An 18,302-nucleotide genomic window follows, 5' to 3' on the forward strand; every position below is an offset into this window, starting at 1 on the left:
ATCGCCGGGGCGGGTCATTCGACCCGCACGAACCGCCCTTCCGCCCGCACGTTGTGACCGAACCCGCAATCCCCCCGCGTGTGCATCTCCAGCGCTTGTTTGCCAAACGCCATTGTCACGTCGCAGACCTGCGCGCTTTCCGCTTCATGCTGGTGGTAGACAGCCTTGCCGTGTTCGATCGGCAGCTCGGCGGTGAAGTCGCCCATGTTCGGCCCGTAATACAGCCCCATCTGCGGCATGGCGTAGCCGGAAAACGCGATCAACCAGCGCTCGCCCTGCGGCTTCACTGTCACTTCGCTCCACACGCCGCGCCCGGCGTATTGCCAATACACGCCGGCCGGCCCCTGCGGCTGTGGCCACTGCGCCAGGCGTTGGCGCAACAGGCTCATGTTGTGCTGCGATTTGTCATCGTGCGGCGCCAGCGCCAGATAGGCCTGCGCCTTGAGCAATTCGCCGGCGTGCATCAGCGACAACGCCACGTTGTTGTAAGCCGTGGCGACAGCCTGCTCGCTCAGGCCGCAAAACTCGCTCCAAGCCGCCTGATCGCGAAAGATGTCGGCGGCTTTAGCGTAATCCTGCCGCTGATAGGCCTTTTTTCCCAGTTCGGCGTAGCTCGCCACCTTTTGGCAGTCGGCGGCGATGTCCGGCTCGTCAATGTGCGCCCAGGCCCGGACGCTGGCGAAGACGCCGCAGGTCAGCAACAGAGGAAACCAAGCCTTCATCGTTTATCCTTTCTGCAAAAATTCGGCGCCAGTATAACCGCCCGGCCCCGGAGTGTATGCCGCAATTGCGCCCAGCTGCACGCTGCCGGCGATTCAGCCGCTTTATTTCAAACGGTTAGCGGAGTTAAAACTGCTTACAGTCACGGTTTGTTTGTTACCGGCCCGCAGCCCATGCTGAACGAAATACCGCAATTATCGAGCCGTTATGAACGCAACCCCCTTGCAGAAACACGCCGTGTGGCAGCTGATCAAACCCTTTTGGGTGTCGGAGGAACGATGGCGCGCCTGGATGATGCTGATCGCCATCGTCATCCTGTCACTCGGCCTGGTCTATATCAGCGTGCTGATCAACCAGTGGAACCAGGTGTTCTACGATGCGTTGCAGAACAAAAACTACCCGGTGTTCAAGGCGCAGCTGTGGCGCTTTACCTATCTGGCGCTGATTTTTATCGTGTTGGCGGTCTACAAGATCTACCTCACCCAGGGGCTACAGATGCGCTGGCGGCGCTGGATGACGGAAAAGTTCATGGGGAAGTGGTTGGCGCACCAGGCGTATTATCACACCGAGCAGCAACAGATCGTCGATAACCCCGATCAGCGTATCGCGGAAGATCTCAACGTATTGACCCAATATACCCTGTCGCTGTCACTCGGGCTGCTCTCCAGCCTGGTGACGCTGTTTTCCTTTATCGACATTTTATGGCACGTCAGCGGGCCGATGACCTTCGCGCTCGGTCAGCACGCCATCACGCTGTCCGGCTATATGGTGTGGTTCGCGCTGCTGTATGCGGTGCTGGGATCGCTGCTGATCTGGTGGGTCGGCAAACCGCTGGTCATGCTGGGCTTCAACCAGGAACGGTACGAGGCGAACTTCCGTTTCGGCCTGATCCGCATCCGCGAAAACAACGACGCCATCGCGCTGTACCACGGCGAACCGCGCGAGGCACAGCAGCTAGGCGATCGTTTTGACACCATTCGCAGCAACTGGTGGGCAATTATGCGCATCACCCGGCGGCTGAACATTGCCACCAACTTCTACAGCCAGTTCGCCATCGTGTTTCCCCTGCTGGTGGCCGCGCCGCGCTATTTCTCCGGCGCCATTCAGATGGGCGGCCTGATGCAGATCGCCTCGGCCTTCGGTCAGGTACAGGGGGCCCTGTCGTGGTTTATCGACGCGTTTAACGACTTGGCGACCTGGAAAGCCTGCGTTAACCGTTTGGCCGGCTTCAACGCCGCCGTCGATCAGGTTCACCATCAGCCGCGCGGCATTCAGCTGCGGGAAGAGGCCGCCCATCCGTTAACGCTGGATAATCTCAGCCTGAACTTACCCGACGGCCAGCCGCTGCTGGCCGGCGCCAAGATGACGCTGCAACGCGGCGATCGCCTGCTGATCGTCGGCCCTTCCGGCTGCGGCAAATCGACGCTGCTGCGGGCCATCGCCGGCATTTGGCCTTACGGCGCGGGCGCCATCGGGCTGCCGGCCAACGCCAATACCCTGTTCCTGCCGCAGCGCAGCTACATTCCGATCGGCACGCTGCGCGAGGCGCTGAGCTACCCGAGCCAGGCGACACAATACAGCGACGAGCAGCTGATGCGGGTGCTGGAAAACTGCCGCCTGAAGCACCTGCAGCGCTGGCTGGATACCGCCGCCAACTGGAGCCACCGCCTGTCGCCAGGCGAGCAACAGCGGCTGGCGTTCGCCCGCGCCCTGCTGATTCGCCCGAGCATCCTGTTCCTCGACGAAGCCACCAGCGCGCTGGACGACGAAACCGAGCAACTGATGTACTGCCTGCTGGTGGATGAACTGCCGGACGTGACGCTGATCAGCGTGGCGCACCGTAACAGCGTGGCGAAGTACCACCAGACCTGCTGGCGCTTCAGCCGCAGCGAAGATCAACCGGCGCGCCTGGCGCTGAGCCCGCTGCCGGTATAACCCGCAGAGCCGGGCGCTACTGCGCCCGGCGTTCGTTCAGATGCCGTCGGTCTGCACGTCTTCGCACTTCACTCGGCGGCGCTCATGCCACAGGCTGGTCAGGCCCCGTTTGCCGCACGCCAGCGCCACCTCGCGAAACTCATCCAGGCTCAACCCGTCGCGCTCCAGCATCATTTCCGCCGCCAGCTGCATATTGACGCCGGTGAGCACTTCGCAATCGCCCTGCTCATCCGCCAGTTCGCAGGCACTGCGAAACGGCGAACCGCCGAGCATATCGGTCAGGAACACCACGCCGTCCGGCTGCATCACCGCAGCCAGCGCCGAGCGTAGGGCGTCCCTGAGCTGCGCGGTACTCATCTGTTCGGGGAAATCAACCGCCGCGCAGTGCCGCTGCGGCCCCACCACCTGTTCCAGCGCCTGCAACAGCCCGGTGGCAAAACCGCCGTGGCCGGTAATCACAATGCCTGGCATCGCTCGCTCCTCACAAAATGCCGATAAATTTGCCCACTACGCCAATCGCTACGGTGACGCCTATCAGCTTCACCGGTGAGAATCCGCGCTTCATCAGGAAGAAAATAAGCAGCGTGAAACACAGCGGCAATAAATTGGGCATCAACTTGTCCAGCACGTCGGTCTGCAAGGCCACGCTGGCCTTGCCGGCATGCATTACCAGCGGCGTGGACAGGTGCACATACGACGCCACCAGCGCGCCGATCACCGTCATGCCAACGATCGACGCGGCGTGAGAAATGCGCCGGGTGTGGGTCTTCAGCAGCGCCAGCGCGCTGGTGCCGGCCTGATAGCCGTAGTGCGCCAGCCCAAAACGCAGGCCGAAATGAAACAGGTTGAACAGCAGCAGGAAGACGATAGGCCCGAACAAGCTCCCTTCCAACGCCAGCGAAGCGCCTATCCCGGCACAGATCGGCAGCAGCGTCAGCCAAAATAGCGCGTCGCCGATACCGCCGAGCGGCCCCATCAGCGCCACTTTCACCGCGCGAATGGTGGAGATTTTCTCCTTGTTCTGCTCCATCGCCAGCACCAGGCCGGACAGGAAGGTGACGTCGAACGGGTGCACGTTGATAAATTCCATGTGCATCTTCATCGAGTTGGCCAGATCCTGCGGGTTGCGGTGGATCTTGCGCAGCCCAGGGATCAGCTGATACAGCCAGCCGCCCGCCTGCATGCGTTCATAGTTGAACGACGCCTGCAGCAGCAGCGAACGCCAGGCCATGCGGTTGATGTCGCCGCGCGTCAGCGCCTCGGCGGGCTGGCTGTCCAGATAGTCGTCCTGCTCCACCTGGCTGGTGGCCAGCGCCTGCGCCATGCGCTGCTCGGCCTTTTGCGCCAGCAGATCGTCGGAATCGTTAAATGCCATCTTCGGCGTCCTCCTGCGGAGCGGGCCGGGCGGTCGCCTCTGCCGCGCCGCGTTGCGTGTTGAAGAAATCAATCAAAGCGATCGCCAGGGCGCCCAGCGCCACTGCCAGGATCGGCAGCTTGAGGAACGTGACCGAGATGAAACCGAGGATAAAATAGGCCACGTAGGTTTTTTTCATCATCACCTTCATCAGCAGCGAGAAACCGATCGCCGGCATCATGCCGCCCGCCACCGCCAGCCCGTCCAGCAGCCAGCCCGGCGCTTTCTGCACCATGGCGCTGGCCGCGTCGGCGCCGAAGTAAATCGGTAGGAACGCCACCACGAAATAGAAGATGAACAGGATGCTGATGCCGAGATAGTTCACCCGTTCGATGCCGCGCCAGTTCAGCTCTTTCACCATGCGATCGCAGCGGTGCATCATCGGTGAGAACAGCGTAAACAGCAGCGTGATGCAGCCCTGCACCGCAATCGAGAACGGCACTGCCACGCCGATCGCCACTTTAGGATCGGCCTTGGTCAGAATGGCGAACGCGGTGCCGATCACCCCGCCGATCACCACGTTCGGCGGTTGAGCGCCCGCCAGCGGCACCATCCCCATCCACACCAGCTCCAGCGTCCCGCCCACCAGCAAGCCGGTGTAGACGTCACCCAAAATCAGCCCCACCAGCGGCCCCATCACCACCGGCCGGTGGAAGTGGGTTAGACCGTCGAACAGGTCAACCCCCGCCAATCCGGCCAACAGCGCAATCAATAACGCATCCGTCAACATGCTTCCCCCCAGGCTCAAAAGAGCAATTTGCCGATCGCCTCACCCGCCTCATCCGGCACCCGGCGCACTTCGCACTCCACGCCCAGCGCCGCCAGCGCGCGGAACGCGGCCACGTCGCCGTCGTCCAGCGACACCGTTTTGTGCACCTGCCGCTTCCCCTCGGCGAAGTGCATATTGCCGACGTTGACGAAACGGATCGGCACCCCGCCGCGCACCAGCGTCAACACGTCCTGCGGTGTTTTGCACACCAGAAAAATCTTCTGCCTGTCCGCCGCCTTGTGGATCACGTCGATGGTTTTCTGCAGCGTGAAGTAGCGGGTCTGCACCCCTTCCGCCACCACCATGTCCATCAGGTTCTGCTGCACCGGATCGGCGGCGGCCTCGTCGTTGGCCACCACCACCAGGTTGGCGCCGAGGGTATTGGTCCAGGTCACCCCCACCTGGCCGTGCACCAGGCGATTGTCGATGCGGGTCATTAAAATGTTCGGCATGTCAGCGGCCCTCCGGGTAACAGGCGGCGTGGTAATCGTCGAGCACCTGCGTCACTTTATGCAGCACCCACTCCTGCGGATCGGCGCTTAATTCGCCGGCGTTCAGCGCCCGCGCCTGATCCGGCAGGTACTGGCTGAGCAGCGCCAGCGGTGCCGGGCTGCGGCGCAGGTTGTCCAGCAACCCGTCGACGGCCTGCTGCACCTGCGGCTGCGGCCAGTAGTAACGCACCCGATCGCTCAGGCTGTAGTGGCGATCGAGATACTGCTGGTGCGGCGTGCCGTGGTAATAGCGGCTCCACTGCTGCGGCTGCTCGCGCATCACCTGCTCCAGCGTGGCGCACAGCTGCGCCGACTGGCGTTCCCCCAGCCATTCACGCTCGATGCGATCGAGGGCGAACAGCGCTTCGCGCAGCGCGAATGTCAGCGCCGGCCCCACCTTCAGGATGGCGAAGTGATCGCGCACCAGTTGGCGGTAGGCCTGCGGTGGTTGGTAGTCCGTAGAGTGCGCCTCATAGATCATGCCCGGCTGCCTTTCGATGAAGTGGCTCAATGCGTCGGCGCGCTGCGGTTGGTAATGCTCAACGCTGTGGTGATCGAACTCGACGCCCGGCTGTACCACCAGCGCGATAGTTCGCTGCCAGGCATCGTTCAGCTCGGCTTTTTGCCAGGCGATGCGGTGCGTTTCCAGCGTTTGCGCCACCGCCTGCGGCGTGGTGACCTGCAGACCCGCCAGCGCCTCCTGCGCGCCGCCCGGGACCGGCACTTCGGTGCCGATTACATAGACCGGCGCTTCGCCGCCGCTCTGCGCCCAGGCCCGCTCCGCCACCGCGCACAGGCGCGCCGCACGCTCGGCGACCGTGGCATCCCCCAGGGGCGAGGGATCGCCGGCGCACGACATGGAACAATCGAGGTGAATTTTGCGAAATCCGGCGCGAACGTAATCGTCGATCAAGGTTTCCGCCAGCGCCATCGCCTCCTGAGCCGGGCGATCTTGCCAAGCGTTGGGCCCCAGGTGATCGCCACCCAGCCACACGCGCTCGCGCGCCAGGCCCACTTCATCCGCCAGGCGCCACAGCGCATCGCGGAACTGGGCCGCCGTTTGGCCGGTATAGCCGCCGAATTGATTAACCTGGTTGGACGTCGCCTCCACCAATACCGGCGTGCCGCGCGCTTTGGCCTGCCGCAGCGCGGCCTTCAGAACCCAGGGATGGGCGGAACAGACGGAAAAGATCCCGACCGGCATACCGGCCTTGTGCTGCTCGACAAGCTGTAACAACTGCTGCATGAAGCCCCCATGCAGGCGCCCTGCTACCGATCGGCGATGATGACCTCCACGCCCAGTTCGGTTAACGCCCGCTCGTAATCGTCCGGAAGACGGCTGTCGGTGATCAGCCGATGGATTTGTCCGGCTTCGCGAATCATGCAAAAGCTCTTGCGACCGAATTTGCTGGCATCCGCCACCGCGATAATCTCGCGTGCCACCTCGCACATCACGCGATTGAGGTGCGCCTCACCGGGGTGAGGCGTGGTGATGCCGGCGCTCAGATCGAACCCGTCGACGCCCAAAAACAGTTTGTCGAAGCGGTACTGACGCAATTGCTGCTCGGCAGCCGGACCGTAGAGCGAGTAAGAGTTGCGGCGCACGCTGCCCCCCAGCACCATGACTTCCACCCCGTCGTTTCCCGAAAGCTCGTAGGCAATGTTCAGCGCATTGGTCATCACCACCAGATCGCGCCGCCCCTTCAGGAACGGCACGATCTGCGCGGTGGTGGAACCGGAATCGAGGATCAACGCATCGCCATCGCGCACATAGCCGGCCGCCGCGTTGGCGATCAGCGTTTTGACGTCGCGATTCAACCGCCCTTTGTCCCGTAACGGCCGATCGAAAGCGAATTGCTGATTGAGCATTGCGCCGCCGTAAGCGCGCAGCGCACACCCTTTTCGTTCCAGAAAGCGCAGATCGTTGCGGATCGTCACCGTGGATACCGCAAACTGCTTACTGAGCTGCTCCACGCGCACGCTGCCGTGCTCGCATAACAGATCGATGATGTGTTCACGTCGCTTTGCGGTATTCACTGGCATGAGCTGCGGTCCTCAGGTTTCCGGCAACGCCGGGGAGAAGATGGCTTTCGCTCTACTGCGCTGGCATTACAGCAAAGCGAAAGCAATGAAATTGTGATCGGGCTTACAGCCCCGTTTTAGCAAAAAAACCGCCAAAAAACCTTTCGAATCGAAACGAATCGAAAAGCAAAAAGTGGAATGGGAGAAAAATGAAATGCCATGACGAGCGCTAACCCCCGGAGCGCTGAGACGTGGGCTGCACGGAAAGCGAAAGCGGCGCATGGTGCGCCCCACGCCATGACTTTTAGTTCACTCAGTGACCAGGATCACATAATGATAATTATCCTGCGGCCGGCGGGGATTAACCGCCACCATCCCGCCGGGCCATCCCCTTGTCAGTACGAGCCATCTTCCCTACACTGGCGATCAGATATCGGCCCCTTGTCGGTACGTAAGCGTTAACGTCAATCAACGCATCACGCCATGCAGCGCTGATTGACTGCATGCCCTGGTGCGAGGAACCCATGCCGCAACCCGCTTCATCCACCGCGACCCCGCGTCGCCGGTTACACCGCCCTATTTTGCTGATCGTCGGCATTATGCTGATCGCGGCCAACCTGCGCGCCGCCCTGACCAGCGTCGGCCCGCTGCTGGAGCAGATCCAGCAACAGCTGGCGTTGTCCGCCACCGCCGCCGGTCTGATCAACTCACTGCCGCTGATCCTGTTCGCCGTTCTCTCGCCGCTGACCCCAGCGCTGGCGAAACGCATCGGCATCGAGCGCACCCTGGGCCTGGCCCTCGCGCTGCTGGTCTGCGGTATCGTGCTACGTTCCCTGCCGCAAGACGCCATGCTCTGGCCGGGCAGCGTCCTGATCGGCGCCGCCATCGCCTTCGCCAACGTGGTGCTGCCAACGCTGGTGAAAAGAGATTTCCCACATCGCGCCGCCGCGATGATCGCTGCCTATGCGGCGGTGATGTCACTGGTTGCCGCCATCGCTTCCGGCATGGCCGTGCCACTGGCCTCCCTGGCCAACCTCGGCTGGCGGTTCTCTTTGCTGTGTTGGGGTTTGCCCGCGCTGCTGGCGCTGTTGGTGTGGCTGCCGCAGCTGCGGCGCTCCGCCACCCCCGTCGCCAAAGAGCCGCAGCCAACAGAGCTGCAACGCTATCGCTCTCCCTGGGGCAGCGCACTGGGTTGGCAAGTAGCGATGTTCATGGGGCTGCAATCGATCGCCTTCTACACCATCATCGGCTGGTTCAGCGCCTTTGCCGCCAGCCACGGCACCTCCGCTCAGCAGGCGGGTTTCGAACTGTTCGTTTACCAGGTGGTGGCAATCGTCGCCAACTTTGTCATGGTGGTGATTTTGCCGCGTGCGCGCGATCAGCGGGCAATAGCGTTGGGCAGCTCGCTGCTGATCTTCATCGGCGTCGGGGGATTATTGGTGCAACCCGCCAGTTCACTGGTGTGGCTGACGTTTGCCGGGTTGGGGGCGGGGAGTTCGCTGGTGCTGGCGCTGTCGTTCTTTGGATTGCGCAGTCAGCATCATCATCAGGCGACGCTGCTGTCGGGTATGGCGCAATCCGTCGGTTATCTGTTAGCGGCGCTGGGGCCCACCCTATTTGGCTTACTGCACGATCTGACGGAAGGCTGGCGCTGGCCGTTGATCGCCCTGCTGTGCCTGACCGTCTTGCAAATGCTGTTCGGCGCGTTGGCCGGCCGCAGCCGCGTGATCAGCTAACGCTGCGGCGCGATGGGGGCCGCGCCGCCTCAGAGTCGGTGTCCTGCCATAAATCTTCAATAAAGGCGCGCTGCTCATCGCTCAGCACCCATGACGGCGGAATTTTGGACGGTGCGCGACGCTCAGCGCCCTCACGGTTTTTAGCCTGCTTTTTGTTCACGAATCGCCTTCCTGCTTAACCTGCTAACTCAGTAACCAGTAAATCACGGCGGCGGTTAACAGCCAGAATAGCCCGCTACCGATAAACACACACAGCCATGCTCTACGTTTGATATCAGATCCATCCTTGCTCACCACAGCGCCCTCAACCAATAGATTAAACCATTCAAACATTAATTATCGATCTGTTTTAACGATCGATAAAGTCGTTTTTTCCTATGGAAATTTAAAAAACAGCTGCTAGCCATAGATCTGCATTACCGCCCTGGTAAGAACGGCACCGTGGATATCACTGTTATCGGCAGGCGATAACTTGAATTGATAGGCGAACGAACGTGCAGTGTGTCATACCTTGAAAGGTCAAAATTAAACCACTGGTAAATAATTTAACTATCAATTATTTGACTGGCCGTAAGCCAAATCGACAACAGACAGCGCTAAAGGCGGGGGATAAAATGAAACGACATACTGGGATCATACGAAGAGAAGCACCGGCCCGCTTTGGTCTCGCCCGGGCCGGCGTGAGTTAACCGATTCTGCTGACGGAATCCCGGCTGGCATGTTCACGCTCGCTGCCGGTCAGCTCACGTAAATGACCCGAGCGCATCTCAAGCAACCGATCGGCGTATTCGAAATAGTGATCGTCATGGCTGATGGCAAACACCGTTTTGCCCAGCGCACGCAGTTCTGGCAATAGTTCACGATAGAAAATGCGCCGGAATTGCGGATCCTGATCCGCGGCCCATTCATCCAACAGCAAGATATCGCGCTGTTCCGCCACCGCCAGCAGCAAAGCCAGACGCTTGCGCTGCCCCTGCGACAGTTGCGGATTGGTCACCCTGGTGCCGTCGAACTGCAGTTTGCTTTTCATATTCAACCGCTCGAGCCAGGCGGCGACCAGCTTCGCATCGGGTTCACCGCCTTCCGGCCCTTGTAAACGATCGAACTGATGAAAATCGGTGAAAATCGCCGAAAATAGCCGGCGGTAGTCCGGCATATCCGCCGCGGTCTGGGCGACGCCATCCAGCACGATGTGGCCGCTCACCGGTCGGTACAATCCGGTCAACAGCATCGCCAGCGTTGACTTGCCGCTGCCGTTGCCGCCGATCAAAAAGACCAGCTCGCCACGCCGCAGCGTCAGATTAAGCGGCCCGACGGCAAAACCGGGCTGCTGTTCCTTATCTGCATAGTGAAAAACCACGTCACGCAGCTCCAGCGTCTGCCAGGAACGGCAGGCGGCGACAGGGAACGCCGGTTGGTACTCGGCCAAGTGCAGCGTCTTCAGCTTGTTGAAGGCGACTTCGGCGCTGACCAGCGTCGGAAACGCCCCCACCGCCTGCAGTAATGGCGTGCGCAAGAACAGCAGCGTCAGGGAATAGGTGGCAGCCACCGCCGAGTCCGCCCATCCCAGGCTGTTAGCCATAAAGAACACCAGCCCAATCGCGCCTAACATCATGATATTTGACCAGTTGAGCGCACTCAAATGGAAGGTATCGGCGCGAATGATATGGTGGCGGTAAGCTTGCGCATCGGGTTGATAGGTCTGTTCGTACAGCGCCTGCGCTCGCTTGCGGTTTAACGTCAGTTCCTTGCGACCGTCAATCACCGATTCGTAATGATGATAGAGACGCTCTTCCGACTCGCGCAAACTGGCCATATGGCGATAAACCCGCGAGACCAGGCAGCCGCTGCCCACCACGGTGACGGCGACCCACACCGCCGTCACCGCCAACATTTTCGGCGATAACCACCCCAGATAGGCCGCCGACCCCAAGGTTAAAATCACCCCTTGCACCAGTTCGGGCAAGCGCACGAAGGCGACGGTGATATTGCGGACATCGCTGGACAGGCTCGCCAACAATGAGGCGCTGCCTAACTGTTCAAGGCGTTCAATATCGGTATCCAGGATGCGCTTCACTAACTGCCCGCGCAGGCGGTAGACGAAGTAATGGCCCAATGTCGTCAGCGCCAATTGCGATCCCAGCGTGACCGCCATCAGCAATGCCAGCAGGGCGAGAAACATTGGCAGTACGGCCAACGCATCGCCGCCGGCGTCCATCAGGTATTGATTGATAAACGCAATAATACCGATGCCTAAGCCGGCGCTGGTCATGGTCAATGCCATAACCGCCAGAAATGGCCAACGATACTGGTGATAAACCACCCGTAGCAGTTCCATGAAAAAACCTCTGAAGTCGCGATCTGGCAGGCATTGTAAGCGGCACGAGAATGAGATCAAGACGAATTCTCATTGCTCGCGCAGCCTCTGATTTCGACGCCAAGGGCATTTTGATGATTGCTTATTGAAACGAGAGACTTACACTGACGCCTCTATCCGCTGAAGGGAACAGCCGATTATGCTCGCCACTCACGAATACGCCAACGACCTGATTCTGTTCGCCCTGATTGTCGACTACGGCTCGTTCAGCAAGGCCGCGGAGAGCGCCGGCATCACCAGTTCGGTGGTCAGTAAACGCATCGGGCGGCTGGAGAAATCCCTGGGCGCCCGGCTGCTGTACCGCACCACGCGCAGCCTGACGCTGACCGAAAGCGGCCAGGCGCTCTACCAACAGGCCAAAGAGATCGGCGCCAAAGTGCAGGAGGCACTGTACGCCGTCAGCGAAAAAAGCGAAGAATTAACCGGTACCATCCGCATGTCGGTGCCGACCATTTCGGGCGAGCTGCTGCTGAGCGAGAGCGTGGCGGAGTTTTGCGCACTGCATCCCAGTCTAAAGGTCGAAATGCGGCTGGAAAACCGCTTCGTCGATCTGGTGGAAGAAGGCATCGATCTGGCGATCCGTACCGGCACTATGCCAGATTCGAGCCTGATTGCCCGGCCGATCTTCGATTCCCGCTGGGTGATCGTCTGCTCGCCGGGCTATTTGGAAAGCCACCCGGAACCGCGCAGCGCCGAAGACCTGCTCGGCCACAATTGCCTGACCTACACCTACCAGGAGAGCGGCACCGCCAACTGGCTGATGAAACGGCCGGGGCGCAACGAAATCTACGAGCTGCAGGTTAACGGCAACCTGTCGGCCAACAATGCGCGGGCGATCCGCAAAGCGGTGATCGGCGGCCACGGCATCGCCATGGTGCCGCGCTGCATGGTGTATGAAGATTTGCAGGACGGCAAACTGACGGAGATCCTGGCCGGCCACTGCGGCAAGGTATTGGGCATTTACGCCGTCTATCCTTACACCCGCAATCTGCCGTTAAAAACTCGCCTGCTGATCGAACATATCATCGGTTCCTACCAAAATATCAGCCATTATTTTTGAGTTTTCCTCTCGGATTATTTCCCCGCTACCGCAAAAGCCCGCGGGGATTACGGCATTTTTGGACATAATCTATTGAACATTAGCGCCTAATTAATGTGAGCTCGCGCACTCATCACACAGCAAAGATCCCTATCACACTGATTTTAAATCAATTAATTTAACCCCTTCTACCGGCGATTTTCTCACCGCCGACGCCGTTCGCCGATGTTAAAAAATTACCGCATGGCATCGTCACCAACGTTGTGATTAGAATGAAAATGTTGCGGTAATTAACCTTTCAGCTACATATCTCTGCCCATAAAAATAATAACCCTGAGGATCTTATGCCCCTGCTTTTTAGTATTGCGCCCATCGTCCTACTGATTTGGATGATGACCAAAAGGAATGGCGTGCCCTCTTACCTCGCCCTGCCGCTGACGGCCGCCGCGGTATATGCCGTACAGCTCCTGTGGTTCGATGCCTCGCTGCGGCTGCTGCATGCGAATATCATCACCGCGCTGGTGTCGACGCTGACGCCGATCACCATCATCGCCGGCGCCATCCTGCTCAACAAACTGATGCAGGTAAGCGGCGCGGAAAACGTGGTGCGGCGCTGGCTGGAAACCATCAGCCCCAATCCCGTGGCTCAGCTGATGATTATCGGCTGGGCATTCGCCTTTATGATCGAGGGTGCCAGCGGCTTCGGCACCCCGGCCGCCATCGCCGCGCCGATTCTGGTCGGGCTGGGCTTCAACCCGCTGCGCGTCGCCCTGCTGACGCTGGTAATGAACTCGGTACCGGTCTCCTTCGGCGCCGTGGGCACCCCCACCTGGTTCGGCTTTGCCAATCTCGGCCTGTCGGACGCCAGCCTGCTGGAGATCGGCCGGCAAACCGCGCTGATCCACTTCATCGCCGGCTTCGTCATTCCTCTGCTGGCGCTGCGCTTTATCGTTTCCTGGCAGGATATCCGCCGTAACCTGCCGTTTATCCTGCTCAGCGTGCTGAGCTGCACCCTGCCCTATCTGCTGCTGGCCCAGGTGAACTATGAGTTCCCGGCGCTGGTCGGCGGCGCCATCGGCCTGGCGCTCTCGGTGCTGCTGGCACGCGGCGGCATCGGTCTCGCCCGCAGCGACAAACTGCAGAACGCCGGGCAGGCGGTGCCGTTCTTGCAGGTGGTCAAGGCCATGACCCCGACCCTGCTACTGATTGCTATTCTGATAGTGACGCGCGTGCATCAGTTGGGCCTGAAGGCGCTGCTCAACAACACCACGCTGCTGTGGCAGGAAAACCTCGGCTGGCTCGGGGAGCTGCGCATTAGCCAGGCGCTGATCGTCGAACTGCAGCAGGTACTGGGCACCTCCGCCGCCGCCGGCTACAAAACGCTGTATGTCCCGGCGCTGATCCCGTTCCTGTTGGTGGTGGTGCTGTGTATTCCGCTGTTCCGTCTGAATGGCGGCCAGGTGCGGCAAATGTTCAGCGAAACCGGCGGGCGCATCGCGCGGCCCTTTATCGCGCTTTTCGGCGCGCTGGTGATGGTCAACCTGATGATGCAGGGCGGCGACAACGCGCCGGTGATCCTGATCGGGAAAGCGTTGGCGGCGCTGACCGGCGAGAGCTGGCTGCTGTTCTCTTCGTTCCTCGGTGCGCTGGGCTCGTTCTTCTCCGGTTCCAATACCGTTTCGAACCTGACGTTCGGCGGCATTCAGCAATCGATCGCCCAGAGCAGCGGCCTTGACGTCAATCTGACGCTGGCCCTGCAGTCCGTCGGCGGCGCCATGGGCAACATGGTGTGCCTGAACAACATTATCGCGGTCTGTTCGATCCTCGGGATCGGTAACGCCGAAGGCAAAATCATCAGAAAGACCGTGCTGCCGATGCTGGCGTACGGCGGGATTGCGGCCGGTATGGCAGCGATCCTCACGCTCTGACTGAACACTCGTTATCGCAAGCAAGACAAGAAGGTAAACACTATGATCATCTCCGCGTCAACCGACTACCGGGCCGCCGCCCAGGCCAAACTGCCGCCGTTTCTGTTTCACTACATCGACGGCGGGGCCTACGCGGAGCATACGCTGAAGCGCAATACCGCAGATCTGGCCGATATTGCCCTGCGCCAGCGCGTGCTGCGCAATATGTCCGAACTCAGCCTGGAGACCACGCTGTTCGGCGAGCAGCTGGCGATGCCGGTAGCGCTGGGGCCGGTGGGGCTGACCGGCATGTACGCCCGCCGCGGCGAAGTGCAGGCCGCGCGTGCCGCGGCCAAAAAAGGCATTCCGTTCACGCTGTCCACCGTGTCGGTCTGCCCGATCGAAGAGGTAGCGCCGGCGATCGATCGGCCGATGTGGTTCCAGCTCTACGTGCTGAAAGATCGCGGCTTTATGCGCAACGCACTGGAGCGCGCCAAGGCCGCCGGCGTGAAAACGCTGGTGTTTACCGTCGACATGCCGGTGCCCGGCGCCCGTTACCGCGACGCCCACTCGGGAATGAGCGGCCCTAACGCCGCCCTGCGCCGCGTGCTGCAGGCGTTTACCCATCCGCAGTGGGCCTGGGATGTCGGCCTGTTCGGCAAGCCGCACGATCTGGGCAACGTCTCGGCCTACCGCGGCAAACCGACCAGCCTGGAAGACTACATCGGCTGGCTGGGCGCCAACTTCGATCCGTCGATTTCCTGGAAAGATCTGGAGTGGATCCGCGAATTCTGGGACGGCCCGATGATCATCAAAGGCATTCTGGATCCGGAAGACGCCAAAGACGCGGTGCGCTTCGGCGCCGACGGCATCATCGTCTCCAACCACGGCGGCCGCCAGCTGGACGGCGTGCTGTCGACCGCGCGCGCCATGCCGGCGATCGCCGACGCAGTGAAAGGCGACATTACCCTGTTGGCCGACTCCGGCATCCGCAGCGGCCTGGACGTGGTGCGCATGATCGCGCTGGGCGCCGACAGCGTGCTGCTGGGGCGCGCCTTCGTCTATGCGCTGGCGGCGGCGGGCGAAGCCGGGGTGGCCAACTTGCTGGATCTGATCGACAAGGAAATGCGCGTCGCTATGACGCTCACCGGCGCGAAATCCATCACGGAGATCAACGCCGGATCGCTGGTCAGAAACGCCTGATTCACAGCGGCTGCACGCCCTCCGGGTACGCGTTGTAGCTCATCTTGCTGATGAATGCCCCGGCCGGTGACACCAGCACCCGGCCGGCGGCGTCCAGCCCGAGGAAGGTGCCGGTGCAGCGTCCGGAGATAAAGTCGAAGAAGAACACCGAGCACACCGGGATAATCTTTTCCCGGAAGGTGAACAGGAACATCTCATCCTCAAACTTGTAGTAAGTGGCGTAGTCCATGTCGCCGTGGCCGAACTGTTCACCGCGCAGGTTTTGCCAGGCGTAGCGCTCGGTGTTGACGTAGAAGTGCTCGTAGTAATGGTTGGGGCTGTAGACGTTCAGCGTGCGATAGCCGATCAGCTCGCGGGTCAAATGCGGTGCGATGCCGCCCGGCGTGACGCCTGCAATCAGCCCAACGTGGAAGCTTTGCTTGAGGCGAGACCCCTTTTCTACCGCATGTTCAGGCAGCAGCGTGCTGCGCACCAGCAGCGCCCGGCCGCTGTCGCGGTTGAGCACCAGCGTCAGGCATTCGTTGCCCGGCGACTGCAGCGGAATATTGAAGAAATAGCGTGCGGCGGAGGTTTGCACCTCTTCGTAAGCGTCCTCGCCGCTCTCCCCGCCCCAGGCCCAGAGCACCCGCTGCCGATCGGCGCTGAAACGCAGCGTGATGTCCCCGCCGTCTTCAAAGGCGATCTGCAACGTTTTGCCGCGCCAGTCCTGGGTGCCCGGCAGTCGGTTGGTGTCGATGCCGCGTGCGAAATCGTCGTAATTCTTCCAGTCCGGTTCGGCATTTTGATTCAGTACGGATTGTTCTGCTGACATCTTCGCTCTCCTTGATTGAATGGGATAAAACCGTCTTACACGTCGGCAACGCTCGCCGGTTTCACCGTTCTGCGGCTCACCACCGCGGGTGCAGTTTCATCGAGAAAACAGCTCAGTACGCCGGCGCAGACCGCGCCGGCAGCCGCCAGCCACATCACGCTGACCAGGCCATAGCGATCGGCGATCAGCCCGGCGATAAACGGCGCCAGGCAGCCGCCAATCACCTCGCCGATCCCCATCACCAGCCCCAACGCGGTGGCGATGCGTGCCGGCGACACCGTTTCCGACGGGATAGTGGCCATAAACAGCGTGAAGCAGCCGAGGCCGGTATAAGACAGGAACACCAGCACGCCCAGCAGCCACGGGTTGGCGACGTAGCTCAGGAACAGCGGGCAGCACACCGCCAGCAGCGAAAAGAAAATCAGCGTCGGTTTGCGCCCAAGGCGATCGGAGATCGCCGGTACCGCCACGCCCCAGAAGACCCAGGCGGCGCCGATGGCGCTCATGATGCCGCCCATCGTACCTTCACCGAAGCCACGGTCGGTCACCAAAAAGTTAGGGGTGAAGGTAATGATGATCATGAACCAGGTGACGAACACGCAGGAAATCAGAATGCACAGCGCCACGTTCTTGATTTTGAACAGCTCGCCGTAAGCGGCTTTGCCCGCCGCCTTACCGGTCGCCGGCGCGGCGATAAAGGCGGGATCTTTTTTGCCGTTCACATGGCGATAGATCAACCACGCCAGAATGATGCCCGGCACGGCGGTCAGGTGAAACGCCATGCTCCAGCCCCACTTCTGCGCCAGATAGATGATCAGCGGCGGCGCGATAATGCCGCCCAGCAGCCCCGGCGCCGCGCCCTGGATCAATCCCATGTTGAAACCGCGGCGCTGCGGCTGCGATTTTTCCACCATCAACGATTGCGCGATCGGCAAAACCGGCCCTTCGGCGATCCCCATGAGCGCCCGGAAGATCAATAGCATGGCAAACCCGCTGACCAATCCCGACAACGCGGAGAACAGCGAAAACACCAGGATCGACAGGATCAGCATCGGTTTGCGGATATTAAAGCGATCGGCTATCGCCCCCAGCCCCGCGCCAGACAGCGCCCAAGTCAATGCCAGCACCGCCGACAGCGTGCCGAGATGCACGTTGCTGAGCTTGAGGTCGGCGGCAATCATCGGAAACAGAAACGAGATGGTCAGACGATCGACGAACACGCAGCCGAAGACGAAAAATAAAATAATCAGCAACCGGTTCTCTTCACTTAATGCGCGGCGAGGCCCTGGCGATGTATTCATAGCGTCATTTGTCCATAAGTTAACTTATGAATGGCGACCCGCCATGGCATAAGTGTATTAAGCGCTCGGCCAAGAGAGACATTGGCCCTCCGTCACGACAACAACTCATTAACATATTAATGACATAAAATTATCGCAAGCCGGCGGTCTGTCAACCGGCGCTTTCTTAGAGACGAATGAAGTTTTTATCCGGTACTATTTTAAAATAGAATTATCACAATCAGATATTTTATCACTTTGTTTTTACAGACAATAAAATAATAACGGGTATTTTCCCGCGGTTAAAAATGCCTATTTTCACGCCATCTGTGAATAATCTCACCATTAACTCTTCAGGTTTATTAATTTGTTATCCCCTTTCAGTTAACGATAGGCAGCATTCGGATTCGTTTTTATCTATTGAATCATTTCGTTTTATTTCATGACCGCACAACAAAATAACTCTTACGAGGGAAAGGCTATTGGCAGGGTTACATCATTTAATCTGGACAATAACAAAAGCGCAGAGCGTGACGTAAATCACGGCAATCATGCCGTATCCTGCAAAGTAATTATGCTCGCAACAGCAATTATCTAT

17 protein-coding genes are annotated in these 18,302 nt (G+C 60.2%); 5 read left to right on the top strand and 12 right to left on the bottom strand.

The features are described from left to right. Positions 1–14: 14 nt before the first annotated feature. Entirely contained in the window at positions 15–722 is a 708-nt protein-coding gene (locus ACMGGW_RS18340) for a tetratricopeptide repeat protein (RefSeq protein WP_169540612.1), read from the bottom strand. A gap of 205 nt (positions 723–927) precedes the next feature. Here ACMGGW_RS18340 and ACMGGW_RS18345 point away from each other — a divergent pair, with 205 nt between their 5' ends. After that, the gene (locus tag ACMGGW_RS18345; protein ID WP_025304085.1) at positions 928–2,655 is read left to right on the top strand and encodes an ABC transporter ATP-binding protein/permease; all 1,728 of its coding nucleotides are present in this window, start codon (positions 928–930) and stop codon (positions 2,653–2,655) included. 36 nt (positions 2,656–2,691) lie between these two features. Here ACMGGW_RS18345 and agaF read toward each other — a convergent pair whose 3' ends face one another. The 6 genes from agaF to agaR are packed head-to-tail and all read right to left on the bottom strand — an operon-like array spanning position 2,692 to position 7,372. Next, entirely contained in the window at positions 2,692–3,126 is a 435-nt protein-coding gene (agaF, locus tag ACMGGW_RS18350) for a PTS galactosamine/N-acetylgalactosamine transporter subunit IIA (protein ID WP_197832458.1), read from the bottom strand. 10 nt (positions 3,127–3,136) lie between these two features. After that, complete coding sequence (locus tag ACMGGW_RS18355) at positions 3,137–4,030, bottom strand: PTS system mannose/fructose/sorbose family transporter subunit IID (RefSeq protein WP_025304087.1); 894 nt, start codon at positions 4,028–4,030, stop codon at positions 3,137–3,139. Continuing rightward, positions 4,020–4,799 carry a PTS N-acetylgalactosamine transporter subunit IIC gene (gene agaW / locus ACMGGW_RS18360; protein ID WP_019455697.1) on the bottom strand — a complete coding sequence of 260 codons (780 nt, stop codon included), beginning with the start codon at positions 4,797–4,799 and terminating at the stop codon, positions 4,020–4,022. The genes ACMGGW_RS18355 and agaW overlap by 11 nt, the downstream gene beginning before the upstream one ends. 14 nt (positions 4,800–4,813) lie before the next feature. Beyond that, positions 4,814–5,290, bottom strand: a complete 477-nt coding sequence (gene agaV, locus ACMGGW_RS18365; protein WP_019455696.1) for a PTS N-acetylgalactosamine transporter subunit IIB — start codon at positions 5,288–5,290, stop codon at positions 4,814–4,816. Between the two features lies 1 nt (position 5,291). Next, positions 5,292–6,575, bottom strand: coding sequence for a D-tagatose-bisphosphate aldolase, class II, non-catalytic subunit (locus tag ACMGGW_RS18370; protein ID WP_043139785.1), 1,284 nt, complete (start codon positions 6,573–6,575; stop codon positions 5,292–5,294). 23 nt (positions 6,576–6,598) lie between these two features. Continuing rightward, positions 6,599–7,372 (bottom strand): transcriptional repressor AgaR, encoded by a 774-nt coding sequence (agaR, locus tag ACMGGW_RS18375; RefSeq protein ID WP_004931804.1) that lies wholly within the window; start codon positions 7,370–7,372, stop codon positions 6,599–6,601. 503 nt (positions 7,373–7,875) lie between these two features. Here agaR and ACMGGW_RS18380 point away from each other — a divergent pair. Further along, on the top strand, positions 7,876–9,087 hold the full coding sequence (locus ACMGGW_RS18380; protein ID WP_193402946.1) for a CynX/NimT family MFS transporter: 1,212 nt from the start codon (positions 7,876–7,878) through the stop codon (positions 9,085–9,087). Here the strand turns inward: ACMGGW_RS18380 and ACMGGW_RS18385 are convergent. The 3 genes from ACMGGW_RS18385 to ACMGGW_RS18395 form a co-directional block, all read right to left on the bottom strand. Next, positions 9,080–9,247, bottom strand: coding sequence for a hypothetical protein (locus ACMGGW_RS18385; RefSeq protein ID WP_167324577.1), 168 nt, complete (start codon positions 9,245–9,247; stop codon positions 9,080–9,082). The two genes, ACMGGW_RS18380 and ACMGGW_RS18385, sit on opposite strands and share 8 nt — an antisense overlap. A gap of 23 nt (positions 9,248–9,270) precedes the next feature. Beyond that, complete coding sequence (locus ACMGGW_RS18390) at positions 9,271–9,384, bottom strand: YmiA family putative membrane protein (RefSeq protein WP_049232362.1); 114 nt, start codon at positions 9,382–9,384, stop codon at positions 9,271–9,273. Positions 9,385–9,772: 388 nt separating this feature from the next. Beyond that, entirely contained in the window at positions 9,773–11,425 is a 1,653-nt protein-coding gene (locus tag ACMGGW_RS18395; protein WP_025304090.1) for a multidrug ABC transporter permease/ATP-binding protein, read from the bottom strand. Between the two features lie 178 nt (positions 11,426–11,603). Here ACMGGW_RS18395 and ACMGGW_RS18400 point away from each other — a divergent pair, with 178 nt between their 5' ends. The 3 genes from ACMGGW_RS18400 to lldD all read left to right on the top strand — a co-directional run bounded on the left by ACMGGW_RS18400 (position 11,604) and on the right by lldD (position 15,613). Further along, positions 11,604–12,524, top strand: a complete 921-nt coding sequence (locus tag ACMGGW_RS18400) for a LysR family transcriptional regulator (RefSeq protein ID WP_049208175.1) — start codon at positions 11,604–11,606, stop codon at positions 12,522–12,524. 323 nt (positions 12,525–12,847) lie between these two features. Further along, entirely contained in the window at positions 12,848–14,431 is a 1,584-nt protein-coding gene (locus ACMGGW_RS18405; protein ID WP_043139775.1) for an L-lactate permease, read from the top strand. A gap of 42 nt (positions 14,432–14,473) precedes the next feature. Continuing rightward, the gene (gene lldD / locus ACMGGW_RS18410) at positions 14,474–15,613 is read left to right on the top strand and encodes an FMN-dependent L-lactate dehydrogenase LldD (RefSeq protein WP_025304093.1); all 1,140 of its coding nucleotides are present in this window, start codon (positions 14,474–14,476) and stop codon (positions 15,611–15,613) included. Position 15,614: 1 nt separating this feature from the next. Here the strand turns inward: lldD and ACMGGW_RS18415 are convergent, their stop codons facing one another. After that, on the bottom strand, positions 15,615–16,424 hold the full coding sequence (locus tag ACMGGW_RS18415) for a MoaF C-terminal domain-containing protein (protein ID WP_197832459.1): 810 nt from the start codon (positions 16,422–16,424) through the stop codon (positions 15,615–15,617). A 35-nt stretch (positions 16,425–16,459) separates the two neighbouring features. Beyond that, on the bottom strand, positions 16,460–17,677 hold the full coding sequence (locus ACMGGW_RS18420) for an MFS transporter (RefSeq protein WP_197832460.1): 1,218 nt from the start codon (positions 17,675–17,677) through the stop codon (positions 16,460–16,462). Positions 17,678–18,302: the final 625 nt, after the last annotated feature.

The sequence above is a fragment of the Serratia sp. BNK-4 genome (genome assembly GCF_048685115.1).
In the GTDB taxonomy this organism is placed as follows: Bacteria; Pseudomonadota; Gammaproteobacteria; order Enterobacterales; family Enterobacteriaceae; genus Serratia; species Serratia bockelmannii.